Annotated in this window: 23 protein-coding genes, 2 pseudogenes and 2 riboswitches; of the genes and pseudogenes, 14 read left to right on the top strand and 11 right to left on the bottom strand. The window is 72.4% G+C overall.

The window, feature by feature from the left end; genetic code table 11:
- Nucleotides 1-11 precede the first annotated feature (11 nt).
- Nucleotides 12-983: an alpha/beta fold hydrolase gene (locus QUE40_RS13335; RefSeq protein ID WP_350226972.1), complete on the top strand. Its 972-nt coding sequence runs from the start codon at nucleotides 12-14 to the stop codon at nucleotides 981-983.
- 199 nt (nucleotides 984-1,182) lie between these two features.
- On the opposite strand, the gene QUE40_RS13330 is transcribed toward QUE40_RS13335, so the two are convergent.
- Nucleotides 1,183-2,058: a M23 family metallopeptidase gene (locus QUE40_RS13330; RefSeq protein ID WP_142006176.1), complete on the bottom strand. Its 876-nt coding sequence runs from the start codon at nucleotides 2,056-2,058 to the stop codon at nucleotides 1,183-1,185.
- A 411-nt stretch (nucleotides 2,059-2,469) separates the two neighbouring features.
- Here QUE40_RS13330 and icmB point away from each other — a divergent pair, with 411 nt between their 5' ends.
- Nucleotides 2,470-2,901: a coenzyme B12-dependent isobutyryl CoA mutase small subunit gene (gene icmB, locus QUE40_RS13325; protein ID WP_142006174.1), complete on the top strand. Its 432-nt coding sequence runs from the start codon at nucleotides 2,470-2,472 to the stop codon at nucleotides 2,899-2,901.
- 52 nt (nucleotides 2,902-2,953) lie between these two features.
- Here the strand turns inward: icmB and QUE40_RS13320 are convergent, their stop codons facing one another.
- Nucleotides 2,954-3,565: a dTDP-4-dehydrorhamnose 3,5-epimerase family protein gene (locus QUE40_RS13320; protein WP_289231286.1), complete on the bottom strand. Its 612-nt coding sequence runs from the start codon at nucleotides 3,563-3,565 to the stop codon at nucleotides 2,954-2,956.
- Nucleotides 3,566-4,455, bottom strand: a pseudogene (gene rfbA / locus QUE40_RS13315) (glucose-1-phosphate thymidylyltransferase RfbA). It lies immediately after the preceding gene.
- A 48-nt stretch (nucleotides 4,456-4,503) separates the two neighbouring features.
- Here rfbA and rfbB point away from each other — a divergent pair.
- The 5 genes from rfbB (at nucleotide 4,504) to QUE40_RS13290 (ending at nucleotide 10,045) form a co-directional block, all read left to right on the top strand.
- The gene (rfbB, locus tag QUE40_RS13310; RefSeq protein ID WP_289231285.1) at nucleotides 4,504-5,499 is read left to right on the top strand and encodes a dTDP-glucose 4,6-dehydratase; all 996 of its coding nucleotides are present in this window, start codon (nucleotides 4,504-4,506) and stop codon (nucleotides 5,497-5,499) included.
- A 1-nt stretch (nucleotide 5,500) separates the two neighbouring features.
- Nucleotides 5,501-6,382: a dTDP-4-dehydrorhamnose reductase gene (rfbD, locus tag QUE40_RS13305; RefSeq protein ID WP_289231284.1), complete on the top strand. Its 882-nt coding sequence runs from the start codon at nucleotides 5,501-5,503 to the stop codon at nucleotides 6,380-6,382.
- 82 nt (nucleotides 6,383-6,464) lie between these two features.
- Nucleotides 6,465-7,637: an ADP-forming succinate--CoA ligase subunit beta gene (gene sucC / locus QUE40_RS13300; protein ID WP_142006166.1), complete on the top strand. Its 1,173-nt coding sequence runs from the start codon at nucleotides 6,465-6,467 to the stop codon at nucleotides 7,635-7,637.
- Nucleotides 7,638-7,661: 24 nt separating this feature from the next.
- The gene (gene sucD, locus QUE40_RS13295; RefSeq protein ID WP_289231283.1) at nucleotides 7,662-8,552 is read left to right on the top strand and encodes a succinate--CoA ligase subunit alpha; all 891 of its coding nucleotides are present in this window, start codon (nucleotides 7,662-7,664) and stop codon (nucleotides 8,550-8,552) included.
- Between the two features lie 179 nt (nucleotides 8,553-8,731).
- A complete protein-coding gene (locus QUE40_RS13290; RefSeq protein ID WP_289231282.1) occupies nucleotides 8,732-10,045 on the top strand; it encodes a cell division protein PerM in 1,314 nt (437 codons plus the stop codon).
- 131 nt (nucleotides 10,046-10,176) lie between these two features.
- Here QUE40_RS13290 and QUE40_RS13285 read toward each other — a convergent pair whose 3' ends face one another.
- The 4 genes from QUE40_RS13285 to purN all read right to left on the bottom strand — a co-directional run bounded on the left by QUE40_RS13285 (nucleotide 10,177) and on the right by purN (nucleotide 13,960).
- Nucleotides 10,177-10,602 (bottom strand): secondary thiamine-phosphate synthase enzyme YjbQ, encoded by a 426-nt coding sequence (locus QUE40_RS13285; protein ID WP_142006160.1) that lies wholly within the window; start codon nucleotides 10,600-10,602, stop codon nucleotides 10,177-10,179.
- Between the two features lie 20 nt (nucleotides 10,603-10,622).
- Nucleotides 10,623-11,585, bottom strand: coding sequence for a DMT family transporter (locus QUE40_RS13280; protein ID WP_289231281.1), 963 nt, complete (start codon nucleotides 11,583-11,585; stop codon nucleotides 10,623-10,625).
- Nucleotides 11,585-13,240 carry a bifunctional phosphoribosylaminoimidazolecarboxamide formyltransferase/IMP cyclohydrolase gene (purH, locus tag QUE40_RS13275; RefSeq protein WP_289231280.1) on the bottom strand — a complete coding sequence of 552 codons (1,656 nt, stop codon included), beginning with the start codon at nucleotides 13,238-13,240 and terminating at the stop codon, nucleotides 11,585-11,587. Before purH ends, QUE40_RS13280 begins: the two co-directional genes overlap by 1 nt.
- A gap of 27 nt (nucleotides 13,241-13,267) precedes the next feature.
- Nucleotides 13,268-13,336, bottom strand: a riboswitch (ZMP/ZTP riboswitch).
- Nucleotides 13,337-13,354: 18 nt separating this feature from the next.
- The gene (gene purN, locus QUE40_RS13270; protein WP_289231279.1) at nucleotides 13,355-13,960 is read right to left on the bottom strand and encodes a phosphoribosylglycinamide formyltransferase; all 606 of its coding nucleotides are present in this window, start codon (nucleotides 13,958-13,960) and stop codon (nucleotides 13,355-13,357) included.
- 72 nt (nucleotides 13,961-14,032) lie between these two features.
- Here purN and QUE40_RS13265 point away from each other — a divergent pair, with 72 nt between their 5' ends.
- A complete protein-coding gene (locus QUE40_RS13265) occupies nucleotides 14,033-14,386 on the top strand; it encodes a hypothetical protein (RefSeq protein ID WP_142006152.1) in 354 nt (117 codons plus the stop codon).
- A 143-nt stretch (nucleotides 14,387-14,529) separates the two neighbouring features.
- A complete protein-coding gene (locus QUE40_RS13260) occupies nucleotides 14,530-15,318 on the top strand; it encodes a helix-turn-helix domain-containing protein (RefSeq protein ID WP_289231278.1) in 789 nt (262 codons plus the stop codon).
- Between the two features lie 10 nt (nucleotides 15,319-15,328).
- Here QUE40_RS13260 and QUE40_RS13255 read toward each other — a convergent pair whose 3' ends face one another.
- Complete coding sequence (locus QUE40_RS13255) at nucleotides 15,329-15,793, bottom strand: GNAT family N-acetyltransferase (RefSeq protein WP_142006148.1); 465 nt, start codon at nucleotides 15,791-15,793, stop codon at nucleotides 15,329-15,331.
- Between the two features lie 60 nt (nucleotides 15,794-15,853).
- Between QUE40_RS13255 and QUE40_RS13250 the strand changes: the two genes are divergently transcribed.
- Nucleotides 15,854-16,699 carry a bifunctional methylenetetrahydrofolate dehydrogenase/methenyltetrahydrofolate cyclohydrolase gene (locus QUE40_RS13250; RefSeq protein ID WP_289231277.1) on the top strand — a complete coding sequence of 282 codons (846 nt, stop codon included), beginning with the start codon at nucleotides 15,854-15,856 and terminating at the stop codon, nucleotides 16,697-16,699.
- 6 nt (nucleotides 16,700-16,705) lie between these two features.
- Nucleotides 16,706-16,939 (top strand): annotated as a pseudogene (locus QUE40_RS19350) (DUF3017 domain-containing protein); the annotation flags it as partial.
- Between the two features lie 93 nt (nucleotides 16,940-17,032).
- On the opposite strand, the gene QUE40_RS13245 reads toward QUE40_RS19350, so the two are convergent.
- Nucleotides 17,033-18,022 (bottom strand): malate dehydrogenase, encoded by a 990-nt coding sequence (locus QUE40_RS13245; RefSeq protein ID WP_289231276.1) that lies wholly within the window; start codon nucleotides 18,020-18,022, stop codon nucleotides 17,033-17,035.
- A gap of 48 nt (nucleotides 18,023-18,070) precedes the next feature.
- A complete protein-coding gene (locus QUE40_RS13240; protein WP_268885490.1) occupies nucleotides 18,071-18,193 on the bottom strand; it encodes a hypothetical protein in 123 nt (40 codons plus the stop codon).
- A 42-nt stretch (nucleotides 18,194-18,235) separates the two neighbouring features.
- Between QUE40_RS13240 and QUE40_RS13235 the strand changes: the two genes are divergently transcribed.
- The 3 genes from QUE40_RS13235 to sfnG all read left to right on the top strand — a co-directional run bounded on the left by QUE40_RS13235 (nucleotide 18,236) and on the right by sfnG (nucleotide 21,243).
- Complete coding sequence (locus QUE40_RS13235; RefSeq protein ID WP_289231275.1) at nucleotides 18,236-19,465, top strand: amidohydrolase family protein; 1,230 nt, start codon at nucleotides 18,236-18,238, stop codon at nucleotides 19,463-19,465.
- A 24-nt stretch (nucleotides 19,466-19,489) separates the two neighbouring features.
- Nucleotides 19,490-19,580: riboswitch (SAM riboswitch) on the top strand.
- Nucleotides 19,581-19,595: 15 nt separating this feature from the next.
- Complete coding sequence (locus tag QUE40_RS13230; RefSeq protein ID WP_142006140.1) at nucleotides 19,596-20,099, top strand: flavin reductase family protein; 504 nt, start codon at nucleotides 19,596-19,598, stop codon at nucleotides 20,097-20,099.
- A 55-nt stretch (nucleotides 20,100-20,154) separates the two neighbouring features.
- A complete protein-coding gene (gene sfnG / locus QUE40_RS13225; protein ID WP_142006138.1) occupies nucleotides 20,155-21,243 on the top strand; it encodes a dimethylsulfone monooxygenase SfnG in 1,089 nt (362 codons plus the stop codon).
- A 10-nt stretch (nucleotides 21,244-21,253) separates the two neighbouring features.
- On the opposite strand, the gene QUE40_RS13220 is transcribed toward sfnG, so the two are convergent.
- Nucleotides 21,254-21,853 carry a response regulator gene (locus QUE40_RS13220; RefSeq protein ID WP_433997088.1) on the bottom strand — a complete coding sequence of 200 codons (600 nt, stop codon included), beginning with the start codon at nucleotides 21,851-21,853 and terminating at the stop codon, nucleotides 21,254-21,256.
- Nucleotides 21,854-21,874 lie beyond the last annotated feature (21 nt).

Here is a 21,874-nt window from a genome sequence, read left to right as displayed (position 1 = left end):
AGCCCGCCGCGGTGGCTGTGGGCGGCTCCCGCAGCCACCGCAAGGGGTGTGGTCGCCTAGCCCCGCCCCTCCTAGGTTGGTCGCGAATCACCCAGACCACCGCAGGAGGAGCGCGTGTCCGAAGTCAGCGTGAACAGCCAGATGCTCGGCCTCAAGGACGTCCAGGTCCACGTCGACGACCACGGCGGGCCCGGGCGGCCCGTGGTGCTGATCCACGGCTGGCCGTTGTCGGGGAGTCCTGGTCGGAGCAGATCGAGCCGCTGCAGCAGGCCGGCCTGCGGGTCATCACGTACGACCGGCGCGGCTTCGGGCGCAGCGACAAGCCGTCCAGCGGCTACGACTACGACACCTTCGCCGACGACCTCGCCGGCGTGCTGGAGGCCCTCGACCTGCGCGACGTCACGCTCGTCGGCTTCTCGATGGGCGGCGGCGAGGTCGTGCGCTACCTGACCCGCCACGGCGCCGACCGGATCCGCAACGTGGTGCTGGCCGCGGCCGTACCTCCCTATCTGCTGCAGAGCGAGGACAACCCCGACGGCCCGATGACCCAGGACCTCGCCGACGACATGGAGTCGCAGCTGAAGCAGGACCGCTCGGCCTTCTTCGACGACTTCACCACGCAGTTCTTCGCCGCGGGCGGCGAGGGCGAGCCGCTGGTCACCGAGCAGCAGCGCCAGGACGCGATCCGGATGGCCGAGCAGTCCGACCAGGACGCGGCGCTGGGTGCGATGGAGGCGTTCGGGACCACCGACTTCCGCGACGAGCTGCCCAAGATCACCGTCCCGGTGCTGATCGTGCACGGCGACGCCGACGGGATCGTGCCGTTCGAGGGGTCGGGTCAGCGCTCGGCCGACGCGATCTCGGGCAGCGAGGTCGTCCTGGTCCCCGGCGGCCCGCACGGGCTCAACGTCAGCCACGCCAAGGAGTTCAACGACGCGCTGATCGACTTCCTCACCCGCGACCCGCGCGGCGTCACGGCCTGAGGCGCCGCCCGCGCCCAGGCCGGGTCGCGTACGACCTGGCCGGGTCGCCTGCGCCCAGGCCGGGTCGCATGCGACCCGGGCCGGTCGCGCGCGGGCGTGACCGGCGTCACGACGCGGCGAAGGCCGCCACCCGGAACCGGGTGGCGGCCTTCGCCGTCGTAGCTGTCGTGCTCACCGAGGTGAGCTCAACAGGTCGAGCTCACAGACCGCGCGCAGCGAGCCAGCCGGCGGGGTTGATGGGCGTCCCGCCGACGTGGATCTCGAGGTGCAGGTGCGGACCGGTGGAGTTGCCGGTGTTGCCGGAGTAGGCGATGCGCTGACCGGCGGAGACCCGCTGACCGGCGCTGACCGCGAGCGACGAGGTGTGGGCGTAGACCGCCTGGACACCGTTGTCGAACTGCACGACCACGCGCAGACCCTGGCCGCCGTACCAGCCGGCGGCGGCGATGGTGCCGTCACCGATGGCGCGCAGCGGCGTGCCGGTGGGCACGGCCCAGTCGACGCCGTTGTGCATCCGACCCCAGCGCATGCCGAAGCCGGAGGTGAACGTGGCGCCGGAGACCGGGCTGACCCAACGGCCCGAGCTGCTGACCGGGGCGTCGTTGTCGTTGTCGGACGACGTCGCCGGCGCGGCCGAGCGGCTGCTGGAGCGGCTCACCGAGTCACGGCTGGAGGTCGACCGCTCGGAGGTGCTGCTGCGCTCGTTGCTCCCCCGAGCCGAACGCGAGCTGGACGAGTGGTCGTGCTCCGACTGCGCGGGCGCGGCGGAGCGCGTGGGCTCGGGGGCCTTCGCCTGCTGGCCCACGGAGTCCTGGACGGGCTCGGGCTTGGGCTTCGGAGCGGGCTGCTCGTAGTCCTTCGCCAGAACCTGCGGCTGCGCGAGCGCGCTCAGGGCGGCGCTGCGAGCCTTGTTGCTCTTGGCTGCCTTGGCCTTGGCGGCCGCGGTGGCCCGCGACTTCGCCTTGGCGGCAACACTTGCCTTGGCCTGCGTCACCGCGGTGCGCGTGCCGGAACGAGAGATGCCCGCGGTGCTGGAGCGGGACCACTGCGTGGTGTCCTGGAAACCGGCAGACACGCTGTTCGAGCGAGCCTGCGGCGCGGCATCAGTTGCGGCTGCGGTCCCTGCCGCTGCGACGGTCAGCGAGGCTGCGGCGATAGCCGGCAGCGCCACGCGAGCGCTCTGCAGCGGAGACACCGGAAGCGCGCGGTGCCGGCCCTGGTACTTACGGGACAAGACGCACACCAACTTCCTGATTCTCGGGGAGAGTGACCGCTAGACCCTAGCGTGACCTTCTCGTGACATGAAATCGACTTCGGCGAAATCTGTGGAAATCTTTCCTGTGATCGCCACATTCGTCACAGCGCTCCCACTCGCACCACAGGATCGGCGGTGTCCCGGACGCCCGGCCGCAGGATGGCCCGATCTGGGCGAGTTCACCCCTCCGGCGTGAGACCTCGGTCACACCGGCGGTTACGCTCGGCGGTCATGAGCGCCTCCCCGTTGCGGATCGTCGTCGCCAAGCCCGGACTCGACGGGCACGATCGCGGCGCCAAGGTGGTGGCCCGGGCGCTGCGCGACGCCGGGGTCGAGGTGATCTACACCGGGCTGCACCAGACCCCCGAGCAGATCGTCGAGGCGGCCATCCAGGAGGACGCCGACGCCGTCGGGCTCTCGGTCCTCTCCGGCGCGCACATGACCCAGTTCGCCAAGGTCACCGAGCTGCTGAAGGAACGAGACGCCGCCGACATCGTCGTCTTCGGCGGCGGGATCATCCCCGAGGAGGACCTGCCCGAGCTGCGGCGCATGGGCGTCGCCACGGTCTTCACCCCCGGCGCGACCACCCAGGAGATCGTCACCTGGGTGCGCGAGAACCTCGGCGACCCCGCGGGCGACCAGGGCTCACCCGCTCAGCAGTAGTCCAGCCCAGCAGTCGTCCAGCTCGGCAGTAGTCCCGGTCAGCGCTCGTCCCTCAGCCGCGCGCCGCGTCGCGCAGCTGCTGGGCGAACACCCGGCACTGCTCGTACGTCGGCAGCAGCCCGGCCTGCTCGGCCTCGGCGAGCGTGGGGGCCTGCTCGTCCTTGGGCGACAGCAGCGGGGTGAGCCCGTCGGGCAGCTCGATGCCGATCTGCGGGTCGAGCGGGTGGATGCCGTGCTCGCGCTGCGGGTCGTAGGTCGCGCTGCACAGGTAGTGCGCGGTCGAGCCGTCCTCGAGCGAGACGAGCGCGTGCCCCAGCCCTTCGGACAGGTAGACCGAGCGGCGGTCGACCGCGTCGATGCGCACCGCGCGCCACTGCCCGAAGGTCGGCGACCCGACCCGGATGTCGACGACGACGTCGAGGAAGGACCCGGTGAGGGCGGAGACGTACTTCGCCTGCGAGGGCGGCACGTCGGCGAAGTGGATGCCGCGCACCGTGCCGCGCGAGGAGACCGACACGTTGGTCTGCACCACGCGCGGCTCGTGCCCGAGGTGCTCGCGCAGCAGGTCGCCGCGGTATCCCTCCAGGAACACCCCGCGGTCGTCGGGGAACTGCCGGGGAGTGACGACGAACGCGCCCTCGATGTCCAGCGGCTCGATCTGCATTCAGGCCTCCTGCGTCGCGTCGGGCTCGGGCGGGTCGGCCAGGTCGGCGAGGTAGCCGCCGTAGCCGCTCTTGGCCAGGTCGCGGGCGTGCTGGCGCAGCCGCTCGTCGTCGATCCAGGCGTTGCGCCAGGCGATCTCCTCGGGGCAGGAGATCTTCAGCCCCTGCCGCGCCTCGACGGTGTGCACGAACTGGCTGGCCTCCAGCAGCCCGTCGAACGTGCCGGTGTCGAACCAGGCCGTGCCGCGCGGCAGCACCGTGACGGTCAGCTCGCCGCGCTCGAGGTAGACCCCGTTCACGTCGGTGATCTCCAGCTCGCCGCGCGCGCTCGGCCGCAGGTTGCGCGCGATGTCGATGACGTCGTTGTCGTAGAAGTACAGCCCCGGCAGCGCGAACCGCGACCGAGGCCGCGCGGGCTTCTCCTCGATCGAGAGCACCTCGCCGTCGGGCCCGAACTCCACGACGCCGTACGCCTCGGGGTTGGTCACCTGGTAGGCGAACACGTGGCCGCCGGTCACGTCGGTGTTGGCGCGCAGCCGGGTGCCGAGCCCCGGCCCGAAGAACACGTTGTCGCCGAGCGCGAGGGCGACCTTGTCGTCGCCGATGAAGTCGGCGCCGATGAGGAAGGCCTGGGCGAGCCCCTCCGGCTCGGGCTGGACGGCGTACGACAGGGTCATGCCCCACTGCGAGCCGTCACCGAGGAGCCGCCGGAACTGCTCGGCGTCGTGCGGGGTGGTGATCACCAGCACCTCGCGGATGCCGGCCAGCATGAGCGTCGCGAGGGGGTAGTAGACCAGCGGCTTGTCGTAGACCGGCACCAGCTGCTTGCTGATGCCGCGGGTGATCGGATGCAGACGCGTGCCCGACCCCCGGCGAGGACGATGCCCTTCATGCCAGCCAACCCTAGAGCGGTCGCGACTCCCTTAATACAGTCGACGCCATGCGGCTTCTCGTGACCGGCGGCGCCGGCTTCATCGGCGCAAACTTCGTGCTCCGCGTGCGCGAGACCCGGCCCGACTGGCAGGTCACCGTGCTCGACGCCGTGACCTACGCCGCCAACCTGTCCTCGCTGGACCCGGTCATCGACGACATCCACCTGGTCAAGGGTTCGGTCGCCGACGCCGACCTGGTCGACGACCTCGTCGGACGGCACGACGCCGTGGTGCACTCCGCGGCCGACAGCCACAACGACAACAGCCTCGACGACCCGTGGCCGTTCGTGGAGACCAACGTCGTCGGCACCTATCGCCTGCTGGAGGCCGTGCGCCGGCACGGCACCCGCCTGCACCACGTCTCGACCGACGAGGTCTACGGCGACCTGGAGCTGGGCGACCCGGCGCGGTTCACCGAGCAGACGCCGGTCAACCCCAGCTCGCCCTACTCGGCGACCAAGGCCTCCTCCGACCTGCTCGTGCGGGCGTGGGGGCGCTCGTTCGGCATCGAGGCGACGATCTCCAACTGCTCCAACAACTACGGCCCGCGCCAGCACGTCGAGAAGTTCATCCCGCGGCAGGTCACCGGGGTGCTCGAGGGGATCCGGCCCAAGCTGTACGGCGCGGGGGCCAACGTGCGCGACTGGATCCACGTCGACGACCACAACGACGCGGTCGTCACGATCCTGGAGCGCGGTACGCCGGGGGAGACCTACCTGATCGGCGCCGACGGAGAGATGAGCAACCGCGAGGTCGTGGCGATGATCCTGGAGCTGATGGGGAGGCCGGCCGACTGGTTCGACCACGTGCCCGACCGGCCCGGTCACGACCTGCGCTACGCCATCGACTCCACCAAGCTGCGCACCGAGCTGGGCTGGGAGCCGCGCTACACCACCTTCCGCGACGGGCTCGCCGCCACCATCGAGTGGTACCGCGCCAACCCCGAGTGGTGGCGCACCGCGCGGGTCACGTCCGAGACGACGTACGCACGGCTGGGGCGCTGAGATGGGCGTCGCGACGAAGGTGCTGGTGACCGGGGCCGGCGGGATGCTCGCCCACGACCTGCTGCCCGCCCTGCGCGCGGCCGGGCACGACGTCACCGCGGCGACGCGGGCCGACCTCGACGTGACCGACCCGGCGGCCTGCGCGGCTGCGGTCACCGGGCACGACGCGGTGATCAACGCAGCCGCCTGGACCAAGGTCGACGACGCGCAGGACCAGGAGCCCGCGGCGTTCGCCGTCAACGCGGTCGGAGCCGCGAATCTCGCTCGTGCTGCAGCAGACTCGGGCGCTCGGCTGGTGCAGGTGTCGACCGACTACGTCTTCTCCGGCGACGCGACCACCCCCTACGCCGAGGACGCGCCGACCGAGCCGCGCTCGGCGTACGGCCGGACCAAGCTGGCGGGGGAGTGGGCGGTGCGGGCGCTGTGCCCGCGCAGCTATGTGGTGCGCACGTCCTGGCTGTACGGCGCGGGCGGGCCGAACTTCCTCGCCACCATGGTCCGGCTCGCGGGTCAGCACGCGACGCTGAGCGTGGTCGACGACCAGCGCGGCGGCCCGACGTGGACCGGCGACCTGGCGGACCAGCTGGTCGCGCTCGTGGGTTCGGACGCGCCGTTCGGGACCTACCACGGCACCGGCGCGGGCGAGACGACGTGGTTCGGGCTCACCCGGGCGCTGTTCACCGAGCTCGGCATGGACCCCGAGCGGGTCGAGCCGACCACCACCGACGCCTTCCCGCGCCCGGCGCCGCGACCGGCGTACAGCGTGCTCGGGCACGACGCCTGGGACGGCACCGGCGTGGCGGCCCAGCGCGACTGGCGCGCGGCGCTCGCCGAGGCCGTGCCGCAGCTGGGCCTGACGCCCTCGCCCGGCCCGCAGGCCTAGGTCCAGCACCGCCTCATTTGGGCGGACGACCTGGGTCTACCCTCGGACTCGGACGATCCCCTTCAACGGCGAGGACGAGTTCGTGGATCTTTTCGAATACCAGGCGCGCGACGTGTTCGAGGCGCACGGCGTTCCGGTGCTCGGTGGCAAGACGGCCACCACCCCGGCCGAGGCCAAGGCCGCGGCCGAGGAGATCGGTGCCAAGTCCGGCGGCGTGACCGTCGTCAAGGCGCAGGTCAAGACCGGTGGCCGAGGCAAGGCCGGCGGCGTCAAGGTCGCCAAGTCCGCCGAGGAGGCCGAGCAGCTCGCCGGCCAGATCCTCGGCATGGACATCAAGGGCCACACCGTGAACACGGTGATGATCGCCCAGGGCGCCCAGATCGCCGAGGAGTACTACTTCTCCATCCTGCTCGACCGCACCAACCGCGGCGTGCTCGCGATGTGCTCCAAGGAGGGCGGCGTCGACATCGAGACGCTGGCCGTCGAGCGCCCCGAGGCGCTCGCCAAGGTGCCGGTCGACCCCAACGTCGGCATCGACGAGGCCAAGGCCCGCGAGATCGTCGAGCAGGCCGGCTTCGACGCCGAGACCGGCGACAAGATCGTGCCGGTGCTGCAGAAGCTGTGGGACGTCTACGCCGGGGAGGACGCGACGCTCGTCGAGGTCAACCCGCTGGTCAAGACCGAGGACGGCCAGATCATCGCCCTCGACGGCAAGGTGACGCTCGACGGCAACGCCGACTTCCGCCACCCCGACCACGCGACGCTGGAGGACAAGTCCGCGGCCGACCCGCTGGAGGCGGCGGCCAAGGAGAAGGACCTCAACTACGTCAAGCTCGACGGCAACGTCGGCATCATCGGCAACGGCGCCGGCCTGGTCATGTCCACGCTCGACGTGGTGGCGTACGCCGGTGAGAAGGTCGGCTCCAAGCCCGCCAACTTCCTCGACATCGGCGGCGGCGCCTCCGCCGCCGTCATGGCCAACGGCCTCGGCATCATCCTCGGCGACGAGCAGGTCAAGTCCGTGTTCGTCAACGTCTTCGGTGGCATCACCGCGTGCGACGAGGTCGCCAAGGGCATCGTCGGCGCGCTCGACACGCTCGGGGACGCCGCCACCAAGCAGCTGGTGGTCCGGCTCGACGGCAACGCCGTCGAGGAGGGCCGGCGCATCCTCGCCGAGCGCAACCACCCGCTCGTGACCATCGAAGACACCATGGACGGCGCCGCGGCCAAGGCCGCCGAGCTGGCCGCCAAGTGACGGAGCAGAGGGACTAACTCAGACATGTCGATCTTCCTGAACAAGGACAGCAAGGTCATCGTCCAGGGCATGACCGGCTCCGAGGGGATGAAGCACACCCAGCGGATGCTGCGCTCCGGAACCGCCGTCGTCGGCGGCGTGAACCCCAAGAAGGCGGGCACCGAGGTCGAGTTCGAGGGCGGGGTCAAGGTCCCCGTCTTCGGGTCGGTCAAGGAGGCCATGGACGCCACCGGCGCCAACGTGTCGGTGCTGTTCGTGCCGCCGGCCTTCGCCAAGGGCGCCGCCGTCGAGGCCATCGACGCCGAGATCCCGCTCGCCGTCGTCATCACCGAGGGCATCCCGGTCAAGGACACCGCCGAGTTCTTCGCCTACTCCCAGGGCAAGAAGACCCGCATCGTCGGCCCCAACTGCCCCGGCCTGATCAGCCCCGGGCAGTCCAACGCCGGCATCATCCCGGCCAACATCGCCGAGGGTGGCCGCATCGGCCTGGTGTCCAAGTCGGGCACGCTGACCTACCAGATGATGTACGAGCTGCGTGACTTCGGCTTCTCCACCGCCATCGGCATCGGCGGGGACCCGATCATCGGCACCACGCACATCGACGCGCTCGAGGCCTTCGAGGCCGACCCCGAGACCGACGCGATCGTGATGATCGGCGAGATCGGCGGCGACGCGGAGGAGCGCGCGGCGGCGTACATCAAGGACAACGTCAGCAAGCCGGTCGTCGGCTACGTCGCCGGGTTCACCGCGCCCGAGGGCAAGACGATGGGCCACGCCGGCGCGATCGTGTCCGGCTCGTCCGGCACCGCCCAGGCCAAGAAGGAGGCCCTCGAGGCCGCCGGGGTCAAGGTCGGCAAGACGCCCACCGAGACCGCGGAGCTGATGCGCGAGATCATGCAGGCCAAGCAGGGCTGATCGGCTGAGGCTGGTCGAGCAGCGGCGAGGAACGAGCCGCGTATCGAGACCCGAGCCCCCAGACCCGCGCCCCCACCGCCCCTGGCGGCTGGGGGCGCGGGTCTGTGTATGCCGCGATTCTCCGCGGCGCGGCGTGGCGGCGCGATGGGCGCGTGGCGAGCGGCGACCATATGAGCACCATGACCCTGCTCGAGCGCACCCGCCAGATCGTCCCCGGGCCCTCGCTGGACCCGCAGCACCGCTGGCATCGGCTGCTCGTGGCCGCCGGATTCGGGGCGGTGGCGGCGTTCGCGCTGGCGCTGATCCTCGTGGTGCCGAGCGTCGCCGGGTGGGTCACCGACGCGCAGAGCACCGCCACCTGGTCCGACGCGCTGTCGTTCGCGCCGGCGCTGTGGGTGCTGGTGCACCGGGGCAGCGTGACCGCCCCCGGCGACGCGGTCGCGGTCACCGCGCCGCTGCTCGCGCTCACGGCCGGCGCCGTGCTGCTGGCGCGTTCAGCGGCCCGCGCCGCGCTGGTCAAGGTCGACACGGACGTACGGCCTGCGCCCTCGGCGACGACATCGTCCACCGCGTCCACCGCGTCCACCGCGTCCGACGACGCCGACTCAGAGGACGACGCGCGCGGCGGTGACGCCTGGTGGCACCTGCCCGCGGCGTTCGTCGGGGGTTACGCCCTGAGCGGGGTCCTGCTCGCGCTGCTCGCCTGGGTGGGGCCGACCCGCCCCAACCCGCTGTACGTCCTCCCCGGCTCGATCGTCGTCGCCGCCCTCGGCATGGGCTGGGCGCTGCTGCGCTCTCGCGAGGACCCCGAGGCGGACGCCGCGCTCGAGGTCATCGACGGGCTCACCGAGCGGGTGCCGGTCGTCGTGCGGCGCGCCCTGCAGCCCGCGCTGGTCGGGGCGGGCGTGCTGCTCGTGCTGGGGGCGCTGCTCGCGCTGGTCGCCGTCGCCCTGTCGTGGTCGCGTGTCAGCCAGATCGGCGGGGAGCTGGGCGTGGGCGCGACCGCCGGGGTGCTGCTGACCCTCGGCCAGCTGCTCGCGCTGCCCAACGTCGCCGCCTGGTCGGCCGCCTGGCTCTCCGGTGCCTCGGTCACGGTCGGCCCGGTCAGCGTCGGCCACGCCGCGATCTCGCCGGGGCTGCTGCCGATGGTGCCCGTGTTCGGCGCGATCCCCGAGGCGGGCGCGGGCCCGGCGTGGGCGCCGTTCGTGCCGCTGGTGCCGGTCGCGGTCGGCGCGGTGGTCGGGCTGCTGACGCTGCGCCGGCTCACCTCGCTCGCGTCGCTGCAGGTCAAGGTGCGCACCGCCGCCGTCGCGGGCGCTCTCGCCGGCGGCATCGTCCTGGCGGTGGGCTATCTGGGGAGCATGGGCCTGTCCGAGGGCGCGATGTCGTACGTCGGGCCGCACCTGCTCGCGATCCCGCTGCTGCTGCTCGAGCTGGTCGTCGGCGCGGTGGCCGCGGCGACGGCGCTGCACTACTGGCGCACGCACCGCTGAGCGCCCCACACGGTCGGTCGGCTGGGGTCTCGATACGCCCGCTCGTCCTCGCGGGCTACTCGACCGGCTTGGGCGGCCGGGTCTCGATACGCCCGCTCGTCCCTCGCGGGCTACTCGACCGGCTTGCTGGGTCAGCCGGCGAGGAAGGACAGCCGCACCTGGCGTACGGCGTTGTCCACGTTGAGGTCCACCAGGCAGATGCTCTGCCAGGTGCCGAGCGTGAGGCGGCCGTCGAGCACCGGCACGGTCGCGTAGGGCGGGATCAGCGCAGGCATCACGTGCGAGCGGCCGTGACCGCGCGAGCCGTGCGCGTGCTGCCACCGGTCGTCGGCGGGGAGCAGGTCGCCCAGCGCCGCGAGCAGGTCGTCGTCGGAGCCGGCGCCGGTCTCGATGATCGCGATGCCGGCGGTGGCGTGCGGCACGAACACGTGCAGCAGCCCGTCGCTCGCGTTGCCCCTGTCACCCGCCGCGTCGCGCGCGAACGCGGCGCACTCGTCGGTCAGGTCGTGCACGACCTCGCGGTCGCCGGTGCGGACGGTGATCTCCTGCGACTTCATGCTCCGACCGTAGTCCGCGCTCAGCGGCGCGCAGCCACCCCGGCCCCCAGCGCGGCCAGCAGGCTGATCACCACGCCGACCACGACGGGGGTGCCGATGTCGGGGCGCACGGCGGGGTCGGCCAGGTCGAGCCCGAGCGCGGTGAGCAGCTGGCCGGCGACCGACCCGAGGCCGAACAGCAGCACGCCCAGCTCGTGCACCGCCCACGCGGTGATCGCGATGAACGCGATGCCGCACGGCGCCCCGAGCCAGGCCCACCACGGCGCGCCCTGCGGCCAGCCCCAGGCGCCCGGCCGGGTGAGCGCCGAGCCGAGCGCGAGCCCGACGAGCACGACGCAGCCGAACAGGAAGTTCTGCCAGGTCGTCGCGAGCGGCTGCCCGACGGCGCGGTTGACCCGGGCGTTGACGGCCTGCTGCACGGCGATGCCGGCGCCGGCGACGAACGTCACGAGCACCGGCAGCCACGCCAGCGAGCCGACGCCGTGGCCGAGCGAGGACACGACGACGCCGGCGACGGCCAGCAGCGCGAAGCCGACCCGGGCCGGGGTCACCGGGTGCGGGCCGCTGGACCCCAGCCCCGCCCGGTCGACCCCGATCGCGGCCAGCGTCTGCCCGCCGAGCACCGCGACGCTGAAGATCGCGACCCCGATCACCGGGACCGCCCACGTCTGCGCGGCGACGAGCATGCCGCCGACGAGCCCGCCGAGGCACTGCCACCACTTCAGCCGGCCGTCGCGCACCGCCCGGGGCAGGTCGCGCACGGCCGAGCGCAGCCGCGGCACCAGCAGTACGGCGACGGTGAGGATCGCGAGCCCCGACCCGAACGACCACAGCGCGGCGATCACGGCGCGCGGGCTGTGCTGGCTGAGCGTGCCGTTGATCCGCGACTGGAGCGCGATGAGGGCGCCGCACACGAACGCCGCGAACAGCGCCACCGCGCTCGTACGCGCGTGCTGCGGCGTCGCGCTCGTCGCCTGCGCCATCAGTGGGCGAAGTGCCTGGTGCCGGTGAAGTACATGGTCACCCCGGCCGCCTGGGCGGCCTCGATCACCTCGGGGTCGCGCTTGGAGCCACCGGGGGCGACGACCGCGCGCACTCCCGCGTCCAGCAGCACCTGCAGCCCGTCGGCGAACGGGAAGAACGCGTCGGAGGCCGCGACGGCGCCGCGCGCCCGCTCGGCACCGGCGCGGTCGACCGCGAGGTGGCAGGAGTCGACCCGGTTCACCTGCCCCATGCCGACCCCGACCGAGGCGCCGTCGCGGGCCAGCAGGATCGCGTTGGACTTCACCGCGCGGATCGCGCGCCAGGCGAACTGCAGGTCGGCGAGCGTCGCCTCGTCGGCCGGGTCGCCGGACACGAGCCGCCAGGCCGTCGCGTCGTCGCCGCCGACGATCTCGTCGGACTCGTCGCGCACCTGCGCGTCGACCCGGTCGCCCTCCTGCAGCAGCATCCCGCCGGAGATGGTGCGCAGCTCGCCGCCGGCCGCGCGCGGGGCGCAGCGGACCAGGCGGATGTTCTTCTTGGCCTGCAGCACCTCGAGCGCGTCGGCGTCGAAGTCAGGGGCCACGACGACCTCGGTGAAGATGTCCTTCACCGTCTCGGCCATCGCCCGGCTCACCGGGCGGTTGGTGGCGATCACGCCGCCGTACGCCGACACCGGGTCGCACTCGTGGGCCTTGCGGTGGGCGTCGGCCACGTCGTCGCCCACGGCGATGCCGCACGGGTTGGCGTGCTTGATGATCGCGACGGTCGGCCGGTCGCCGTGGTCGTAGGCGGCGCGGTGCGCGGCGTCGGCGTCGACGTAGTTGTTGAACGACATCTCCTTGCCGTGCAGCAGCTCGGCCTGGGCCAGGCCGGGTCCCTGCGGCAGGAAGCCGCTGGCGTAGAGCGCGGCCGACTGGTGCGGGTTCTCGCCGTAGCGCAGCGTGCGCACCTTGTCCCAGGTCGCCCCGACCCAGGCGGGGTACCCCTCGCCGTCGCTGGTGTCGGTCAGCACGTTGCCCATCCAGGAGGCGACGTGCACGTCGTAGGTCGCGGTGTGCACGAATGCCTCGGCCGCCAGTCGCTGACGCTGGGCGAGCGTGAATCCGCCTGCGGCCAGGGCGGACTCGACGTCGGCGTACGCGCTCGGCGAGGTCACGACCGCGACCGTCGGGTGGTTCTTCGCGGCCGCGCGGACCATCGAGGGGCCGCCGATGTCGATCTGCTCGACGCACTCGTCGGGGGAGGCGCCGGAGGCGACGGTCTCGGTGAACGGGTAGAGGTTCACCACGACCAGGTCGAACGGCTCGACGCCGAGCTCGGCGATCTGCTGCAGGTGCTCGGGCTTGCGCGAGTCGGCGAGGAGACCGGCGTGGACCTTGGGGTGCAGGGTCTTGACCCGGCCCTCGAGGCACTCGGGGAAGCCGGTGAGCTCCTCGACCCGGGTGACGGGGATGCCGAGTCCCTCGATGCGAGAGGCGGATCCGCCGGTCGAGACGATGTCGACGCCCGCGGCGTGCAGCGCCTGGGCGAGCTCGTCGAGGCCGGTCTTGTCGTAGACGCTGACGAGGGCGCGGCGGATCGGCCGGCGGCCCTCGGACGTGGCCTGCGTGGACGTGGCCTGGTCGGACGTCGGCTGGTCGGACGGGGTGGTCATGACGCTCCTGCTCGGGTGCTGAGGCGGTGCGCGCACCCAGGCGGGCGATGCGCGTCGTTCACTCCCCGGTGGTGGTCCACCTACGCCAGTCGTGTGGCTCCAGGGTAGCGAGGCTCAGGACCCGATCCGTACGCGCCGGCCCTCCACCCGGAACCCCTCGCGCGCTATCGCGCCGACCTGCTCGACGAGCATCGCGCGCTCGACGACCTTGATGCGCTCGTGCAGCGACGCCTCGTCGTCGTCAGGCTGGATCCGCACGGCCCGCTGGTCCAGGATCGGCCCGGAGTCCAGGCCGTCGTCGACCAGGTGCATGGTCGCGCCGGTCACGCTGACGCCGTGCGCCAGCGCGTCGCGCACGCCGTGCGCCCCGGGGAAGCTCGGCAGCAGCGCCGGGTGGGTGTTGACCGTCGGGGCGACCGCGAGGCTCCGCGGCCCGAGGATCTTCATGAACCCCGCGGTCACCACGAGCCGGGGCGCGTGCGCCGTCATCGCCTTCGCCAGCGCCGCGTCCCAGGCCGCGCGGTCGGGGAAGTCGCGCAGGCGTACGACGAAGGTAGGCACCCCCGCCCGCTCGGCCCTGGCCAGTCCCTCGATGCCGTCGCGGTCTGCCCCGACCGCTGCCACGCGTACGCCGTAGGCCGGGTCCGCGCACGCGTCCAGCAGCGCCTGCAGCAAGGTCCCGGAGCCGGACACGAGGACGACGATCGGGACCTGGGGCACAGCCCGAGGCTAGCGGCGCGCTGGGGGCGCGGTGGCGGAGGCCGTGTCGGGAGGGGCTGAGAGGATGGGCGGGTGACCAGCCCCACGCAGCAGCCGCCTGCCGCGACCCACTCCCGCCGCGCCACCGGCTACCTGTTCCTCGGGCTGCTCGCCTCGCTGATGCCGATGCCGTTCAACCTCGTCGCGCTGGTGCCGCTCGGGGCCGCGATCTACGAGTCGGTGCGCCTGATGCGCGAGCTGCACTCCGACCGCGCCCCGCGCGGGCTGCGGATCTGGGCGGGCGTCGGGCTCGCCCTCACCATGGCGCTGCTCATCTCGATCGTGGTGCCCTACCTGCTCTACGCCACCACCCGCGACTACAACGACTGCCTCGCCGGCGCCAACACCCAGGTCGCCGAGCAGGCCTGCGAGCAGCGCTACGGCTGAGCCGCACCGAGCCCGCGCACCGAGCCCGCGCACCGAGCGCACTGACCGGCGTGGCACTGATGTGCGCCGGCGGCCGAACTCCCCGTGGAGCGGCTTTACTCTGGGGCGTGTGGTGCGCCACCGCCGGATCACGGGGATCGTGGGTGGCGCACGAGGCGCCCCAGAGTAAAGCCGCCGCGCAGCGCATCTCCGACCAGCCGCCTCGCCGCCCACGCCGTCCACAGCCCGTGACCAGCGCGGCGGCCGGGTCCACAGGCCGGTCGCGCAGCGTCGACACCTGTCCTGCCCGGCGCCAGCGTGGCGTCATGACGTGGTGCGCTCCGCTACCGGAGGACTTCCCCGGCCGAGAGCCGGAGCCTGCCGAGGAGGCCCGCCGGCAGGACCGCGTCGAGCTGCTCAACCGGCCGCCGTCAGTGCCGAGCCATCTGCGTCCTCTGGGGCCGATCGTCTACAAGGGCGGGCTCAACCGCCACCCGTTGAGCGATCCTGGCCGCAGGGCGGACGCCATCGCCACGACCAGGTCGCAGCTGACGGTCTTGGACCAGGTCGGCCTGGCGCTGCGGATGGATCGTGACGCGGCAGGGGAGAGCCAGCGTGCCTACGCCGAGCGTCGGGGTGTCAGCCGCGACATGATCCGGCGCGCGGAGGGCGGCGGCACCGGGCGGCAGAGCCTCGACACGGTGCGCAACCTCCTGGCGGGCACGGGGTTCGAGCTGGCGGTCATCCGTTCCGGCTCCCCGGCGAGCCGTCCCAGTGACGAGATCGACCCCGAGCGGCTGGTCGCCAAAGACCTCGCCGGGCGGGCGCTCCCGGCCCACCTCCCGATCGAGCTGGCACCGAACCCGGGGATGGTCTGGCTGTTCCGCAACGGCGGATGGTGGACGAAGAAGGTGGCTCCGGCGTGGACGTACCGGCGCGACCGAGAGCCGTGAGCCTCTCGGCTCAGATCAGCCACTTCGCGTAGCACCGGCAGGTCGGCTCGTCGCGGTAGTAGCCGTAACCGACGATCTGCTGGTAGCCGCTGGCCTCGTACAGCGCGATGGCCTCGGGCTGGGCGGTGCCGGTCTCCAGGATCACCCGGGTGAAGCCGCGGGCGCGGGCGTAGGCCTCCAGCGCGGTGAGCAGGTGCCGCGCGAAGCCGCGGCGACGGCGGCTGGCGCGGACGTACATCCGCTTGATCTCGGCGTCGGCGCCGTGGGTGCGGATGCCCGCGCACCCGATGGGCCCCGCGCCGTCCTCCATCACGAGGAACGTGCCGGACGGGTCGGCGAAGTGGTCGGGGTCGACCGGTGTCGCGTCCTGCCCGCCGTAGCGCGCCTGCATGTCCTGGTCGAGCTCAGCAACCAGCTCCTGGGCCACGGGGTCCAGGTACGGCACGGGCCGCACCGTCCAGGGCGGGGAGCTCATCCGGGAAGGGTAACGCCGCGCTCCGGAGCGTCCGAAACCTGCGTGGCAGGATATGGCTCCGTGACGGCGACGGTTCTCGACGGCAAGGCGACCCTCCAGGCGATCAAGGACGAGCTGCGCACCCGCATCGAGGCGCTCGCCGCCCGCGGCGTGGTGCCCGGGCTCGGCACGGTGCTCGTCGGCGACGACCCCGGCAGCAGGTGGTACGTCGCGGCCAAGCACCGCGACTGCGCCTCCGTCGGCATCACCTCCATCCGGCGCGACCTGCCCGCCACCGCCACCCAGGCCGAGGTCGAGGCGGTCATCGACGAGCTCAACGCCGACCCCGCCTGCACCGGCTTCCTCGTGCAGCAGCCGACCGGGCTCGACGAGTTCGCGCTGCTGTCGCGCGTCGACCCGGCCAAGGACGTCGACGGCCTGCACCCGTTCAACCTCGGCAAGCTCGTGCTGGGGGAGGAGGGGCCGCTGCCGTGCACGCCCATCGGCGCGATCGAGCTGCTGCGCCGCTACGACGTGCCGCTCGACGGGGCGGAGGTCGTCGTGGTCGGCCGCGGCCTGACCGTCGGCCGCCCGCTCGGCCTGCTGCTCACCCGGCGCTCCGAGAATGCCACGACCACGCTGTGCCACACCGGCACCCGCGACCTGGCCGCGCACACCCGGGCCGCCGATGTCGTGGTGGCGGCCGCCGGCGTACCCGGCCTGATCACGCCCGACATGGTCAAGCCCGGCGCGGCCGTGCTCGACGTCGGGGTCTCCCGCGTCGACGGCAAGCCGGTCGGCGACGTCGCGCCCGAGGTGGCCGAGGTCGCCGGGTTCGTCTCGCCCAACCCCGGCGGGGTCGGCCCGATGACCCGCGCGATGCTGCTGACCAACGTGGTGCTCGCCGCCGAGAAGCTCGCGGGCTGAGCCCCCGTGTCCGCCCGCTCGGCCCGCCCCGGTCCGTTGTGGATCGCCGCTGCGGCCGGGACCCTGGTGTGCCTGGCGGTGATGGTCCTCGGCGACGTGCGCACGGGCGGGTACGCCCTCGGCGGCCTTCTCCTGGTGTGCGGCCTGGTCCGGGTCGGGCTGCCCGACGACACCTCGCTCGGCCTCGCCGTGCGCAGCCGGTTCGTCGACCTCGCGATCTACCTGAGCCTCGCGATCTCGATCCTGGTCATCTTCCGCACCCTCAAGCTCCCTGAGCAACGACACGGCCGGGCAGCCACGAGGGCTGCCCGGCCGGATCGTCCAGCGTCAGGCTCAGATCAGCCCGAGCCCCTTGACGGTGTCGCGCTCCTCGGTCAGCTCCTGCACCGACGCGTCGATCTTGCCGCGCGAGAAGTCGTCGATCTCCAGGCCCTGGACGATCTCGTAGTCGCCGTCCTTGGTGGTCACCGGGAACGAGGAGATCAGGCCCTCGGCGACGCCGTACGACCCGTCGCTCGGCACCGCCATCGAGGTCCAGTCGCCCTGCGCCGTGCCGGCGAACCAGTCGCGCGCGTGGTCGATGGTGGCCGCCGCGGCCGAGGCCGCCGACGACGCGCCGCGGGCGTCGATGATCGCCGCGCCGCGCTTGGCGACGGTCGGGATGTAGGTGTCCTCGATCCAGGCCTGGTCGCCCACGGCCTCGGCCGCGACCTGACCCTTGACCTTGGCGTGGAACAGGTCGGGGTACTGCGTCGCCGAGTGGTTGCCCCAGATCGTCATGTTGCTGATCTCGGTCACGCTCGCGCCGGTCTTCGCGGCCAGCTGGGCGATCGCGCGGTTGTGGTCGAGGCGGGTGAGCGCGCTGAACCGCTCGTTCGGGATGTCGGGCGCGTTGTTCATCGCGATGAGCGCGTTGGTGTTGGCCGGGTTGCCGGTGACCACGACGCGCACGTCGTCGGCCGCCACGTCGTTCAGCGCCTTGCCCTGCGGGGCGAAGATGCCGCCGTTGTCCTTCAGCAGGTCACCGCGCTCCATGCCCGGGCCGCGCGGCTTCGCGCCGACCAGCAGGGCGAGGTTGACCCCGTCGAAGACCTTGTTGGGGTCGTCGCCGGTCTCGACGCCCGCGAGCAGCGGGAACGCCGAGTCGTCGAGCTCCATGACGACGCCCTCGAGCGCCTTGAGCGCCGGGGTGACCTCGAGCAGCCGCAGCTCCACGGGGCGGTCCGGGCCGAAGATCGCACCGCTCGCGATGCGGAACAGCAGGCTGTAGCCGATGTTGCCGGCGGCGCCGGTGACGGCCACCTTGACGGGCGTGGTGCTCACGGGGTCTCCCCTTCGGGCGAGGCGGTTACGGATGCTTCGGACGCTACCTCACAGGTGGATCACGCTCTGGGCCAGGAGTGCCGCGAGCACGAACGACCCCGTCAGCGTCATCAGCGCGACGATCACCACGCGGGCGTCGAGGCTTACCTCGGCGGCTACCGTCTGGCCCACCACCCCCGGACCCCGCACCGAGCCCACCGACGAGGAGCCCGCATGACCGCCCTGCTCATCACCGACGTACGCCCGTGGGGCCGGAGCGCGACCGACGTCGCCGTCCTCGACGGCCGGATCGTGGCCGCGCTGCCCGAGGGGGTCGAGCCACAGGTGGTGCCGGGACGCGGCCGGCTGCTGCTGCCGTCGTTCTCCGACGTGCACGTGCACCTGGACTCCACCCGCATCGGGCTGCCGTTCCGCGAGCACACCGGCTCGCCGGGCATCTGGCCGATGGTGATGAACGACCGCGCCAACTGGCGCTCGGCAGAGCTTCCGGTCGCCGAGCGGGCCGAGCTGACCCTCGGCCGGATGATCGCCCGCGGCGCGACGCGGGTTCGCTCCTACGCCCAGATCGACGTCGACGCCGGGCTCGAGCGGTTCGACGCGGTGCGCCGGGCCAAGGAGGCCCACGCGGACCGCTGCGACGTCGCGGTCATCGCCTTCCCGCAGGCGGGGCTGCTGCGCGAGGAGGGGACGGTGCCGCTGCTCGAGGAGGCGCTGCGCCAGGGCGCCGACGTGATGGGCGGCATCGACCCGTGCACGCTCGACCGCGACCCCAAGGGCCACCTCGACGTGGTCTTCGACCTGGCCGAGCGGTACCAGGTCCCGATCGACATTCACCTGCACGAGCCCGGGCACCTCGGGGTGTTCAGCACCGACCTGGTGATCGAGCGGGTGCGCGCGCTCGGCATGCAGGGGCAGGTCACGATGTCCCACGCGTACGACCTCGGCTCGGTCGACGAGGCCACCACCCGGCGGCTGGTCGAGACGTTCGCCGAGCTCGACATCGCGATGGCCACCGTCGCCCCGGCCAGGCAGCAGGGACTGCCGCTGACGGCGCTCGCCGAGGCGGGCGTACGCGTGGGGCTGGGGGAGGACGGGCAGCGCGACTACTGGTCGCCCTACGGCAACGCGGACATGCTCGAGCGCACCTGGCAGCTGGCGTTCACCCACGGCTTCCGGGCCGACGAGCTCATCGAGCATTGCGTCGCGATCGCGACCGTGGGCGGCGCGGCGGTGCTCGACGCGACCGCGCCGCGGCTCGGCGGCGTCGCCGACCGGCCCGGTCTCGAGGTGGGCGACCCGGCCGAGCTGCTGCTGGTCGACGGCGAGACCGTGACCTCGGCGGTGATGGACCGCGGCACCGACCGCACGGTGATCCACGCCGGACGCGTGGTGGCCGACGGGCTGGCCCTGGTCCCAGGTGCTGGACAGGGCTTGCCCGACTGACGGACCTCTCAATAACGTCTCGTTATCCCATCCAGAGCTGCTGAGAGACCTGGCTCGTCGACGCCGCAGCAACCGCCTCGCCCGAGGAAGGTGCTAACGCCAGGACCGATGGCCGAGAGGACGCTCCGCGATGTCACAACCCCTCACCGTGCTGCCCCGACGAGACGCCCCGATCGACCTGCGCCCGGCCTTCCGGCAGGCGGCCAGCAGCGCCTGGGTCATCACCAGCTCGCACGCTGGTCAGCCGGTCGGCTTCACCGCGATCTCCGTGGTGTCGGTGTCGGTGGACCCGCCGCTGGTGTCGTTCAACCTCAACCTCACCAGCTCGAGCCGGTCGACGATCGAGCAGTCCGGTCGGGTGGCCCTGCACCTGCTCGCCGACGGGCAGGCCGACCTCGCCCGCCGCTTCTCCGCCGACCGCAGCCAGCGGTTCGCCTACGACGGCACCTGGCGCTGGCACGCCGACGAGCTGCCCGCGCTCACCGACCCGGTGCTGCGCCTGTCGGCCGCCGTGGTCGGGGTGCTGGAGGCCGGCGACAGCCTCGTCGTGACCGCGGAGGTCACCGACCTCGAGCGCGCCGAGGGCGTGCGTCCGCTGGTGCACCACGACGCGGTCTACCGCGCGCTCGACTGAGTCGCGCGCAGCGCACCGGACCTCGAGAACCCAAACCCCACAAGGAGTTTCACGCATGTCTGTCGACCCTCTGAAGTTCGCCTACTGGGTGCCCAACGTGTCCGGTGGTCTCGTCGTGAGCACGCTGCCGCAGCGCACGAACCACTCACCGGCGTACAACATCGACACGGCGCGCGTGGCCGAGCAGAACGGCTTCGAGTACGCCCTGACGCAGGTGCGCTACCTCGCGTCCTACGGCGCCGACGCCCAGCACGAGTCGACCTCGTTCTCGCAGCTGCTGCTCGCCAACACCGAGAAGCTGAAGGTCATCGCGGCCGTCCACCCGGGCTTCTGGCAGCCGGCGGTGCTCGCCAAGCTCGCGGCGACCGCGCAGGAGTGGAGCAACGACCGGTTCGCGCTCAACGTCGTGTCGGGCTGGTTCAAGCAGGAGTTCACCAACCTCGGTGAGCCGTGGCTGGACCACGAGGAGCGCTACCGCCGCTCCGAGGAGTTCATCGAGGTGCTCAAGGGCGCCTGGAGCACCGACGACTTCACCTTCCGCGGCGACTTCTACCGCACCCGCGACCTCACCTTCCGCCCGCAGCCGAGCACGCCGCCGGAGGTCTTCCAGGGCGGCAACTCCACCAGCGCGCGCAAGATGGCCGGCCGCCTGTCGGACTGGTACTTCATGAACGGCAACACCGTCGAGGACGTGCGTGACCAGGTCGAGGAGGTCTCCGGCTACGGCCAGGAGCATGACCGCCGACCGGGCTTCGGGCTCAACGGGTTCGCCGTCGTGCGCGACACCGAGGACGAGGCCCGCCAGGTGGTGCAGGACATCATCGACAACGCCGACGAGGACAAGGTCAAGGCGTTCGGCGAGGCCGTGAAGCAGGCCGGCAAGGCCAGCTCGGACGGCAAGGGCATGTGGGCCGGCTCCGACTTCAAGGACCTGGTGCAGTACAACGACGGCTTCAAGACCGGCCTCGTCGGCACGCCCGAGCAGGTCGCCCGCCGCATCGTCGAGTACAAGAAGGTCGGCGTCGACCTGCTGCTCGTCGGCTTCCTGCACGTGCAGGAGGAGGTCGAGCGCTTCGGCAAGGAGGTCATCCCGCTGGTGCGTGAGCTCGAGGGCGAGGCCGACGCCGAGCGCGGCGCCGCCTGACCAGGCCGGCTCAGACCTGGCCCGACTCCCACATCCGGGCGGCGATCTCGACCCGGTTCCGCACGCCCAGCTTGGTCTGGATGCTGCCGAGGTGGGTCTTGACCGTGCCGAGCGAGATGAACAGCTCGGCCGCCACCTCGGAGTTGGTACGTCCGCGCGCCACCAGGCGCGCGACGTCCAGCTCCCGCTCGGACAGGTCGGCGACGCCGGGCACGGCCGGCGCGGCCGAGCCGGCGGCGCGGGTGCGCTGCAGCAGACGCACGGTCAGCTCGGGGCTGATCAGCGCGTCCCCGCTGGCCGCCGCGCGGATCGCCGAGACCAGCAGGTCGGGTCCGGAGTCCTTCAGCAGGAAGCCGACCGCGCCGTCGGCCAGGGCGGTGTCGACGTAGTCGTCGTGGTCGAACGTCGTGACGATGACGACCCGGGTCTGGCCGGCGACCTGCCGGTTGACCGCGAGGCCGTCGAGCCTGGGCATGCGGATGTCGAGCAGCGCCACGTCGGGCCGCTCGCGCCGGATCGCCTCCAGCGCCTCGACCCCGTCGCGGCACTGCGCGACGACCTCGATGTCGTCGGCGCGCTCGAGGATCATCGCGAACCCCATGCGCACCATCTCCTGGTCGTCGGCGAGCAC

Source organism: Barrientosiimonas endolithica, assembly GCF_030296655.1.
Lineage (GTDB): Bacteria > Actinomycetota > Actinomycetes > Actinomycetales > Dermatophilaceae > Barrientosiimonas > Barrientosiimonas humi.
Note: the sequence above shows the minus strand (reverse complement) of the source record. Positions and strands in the feature narration are given on the sequence as shown.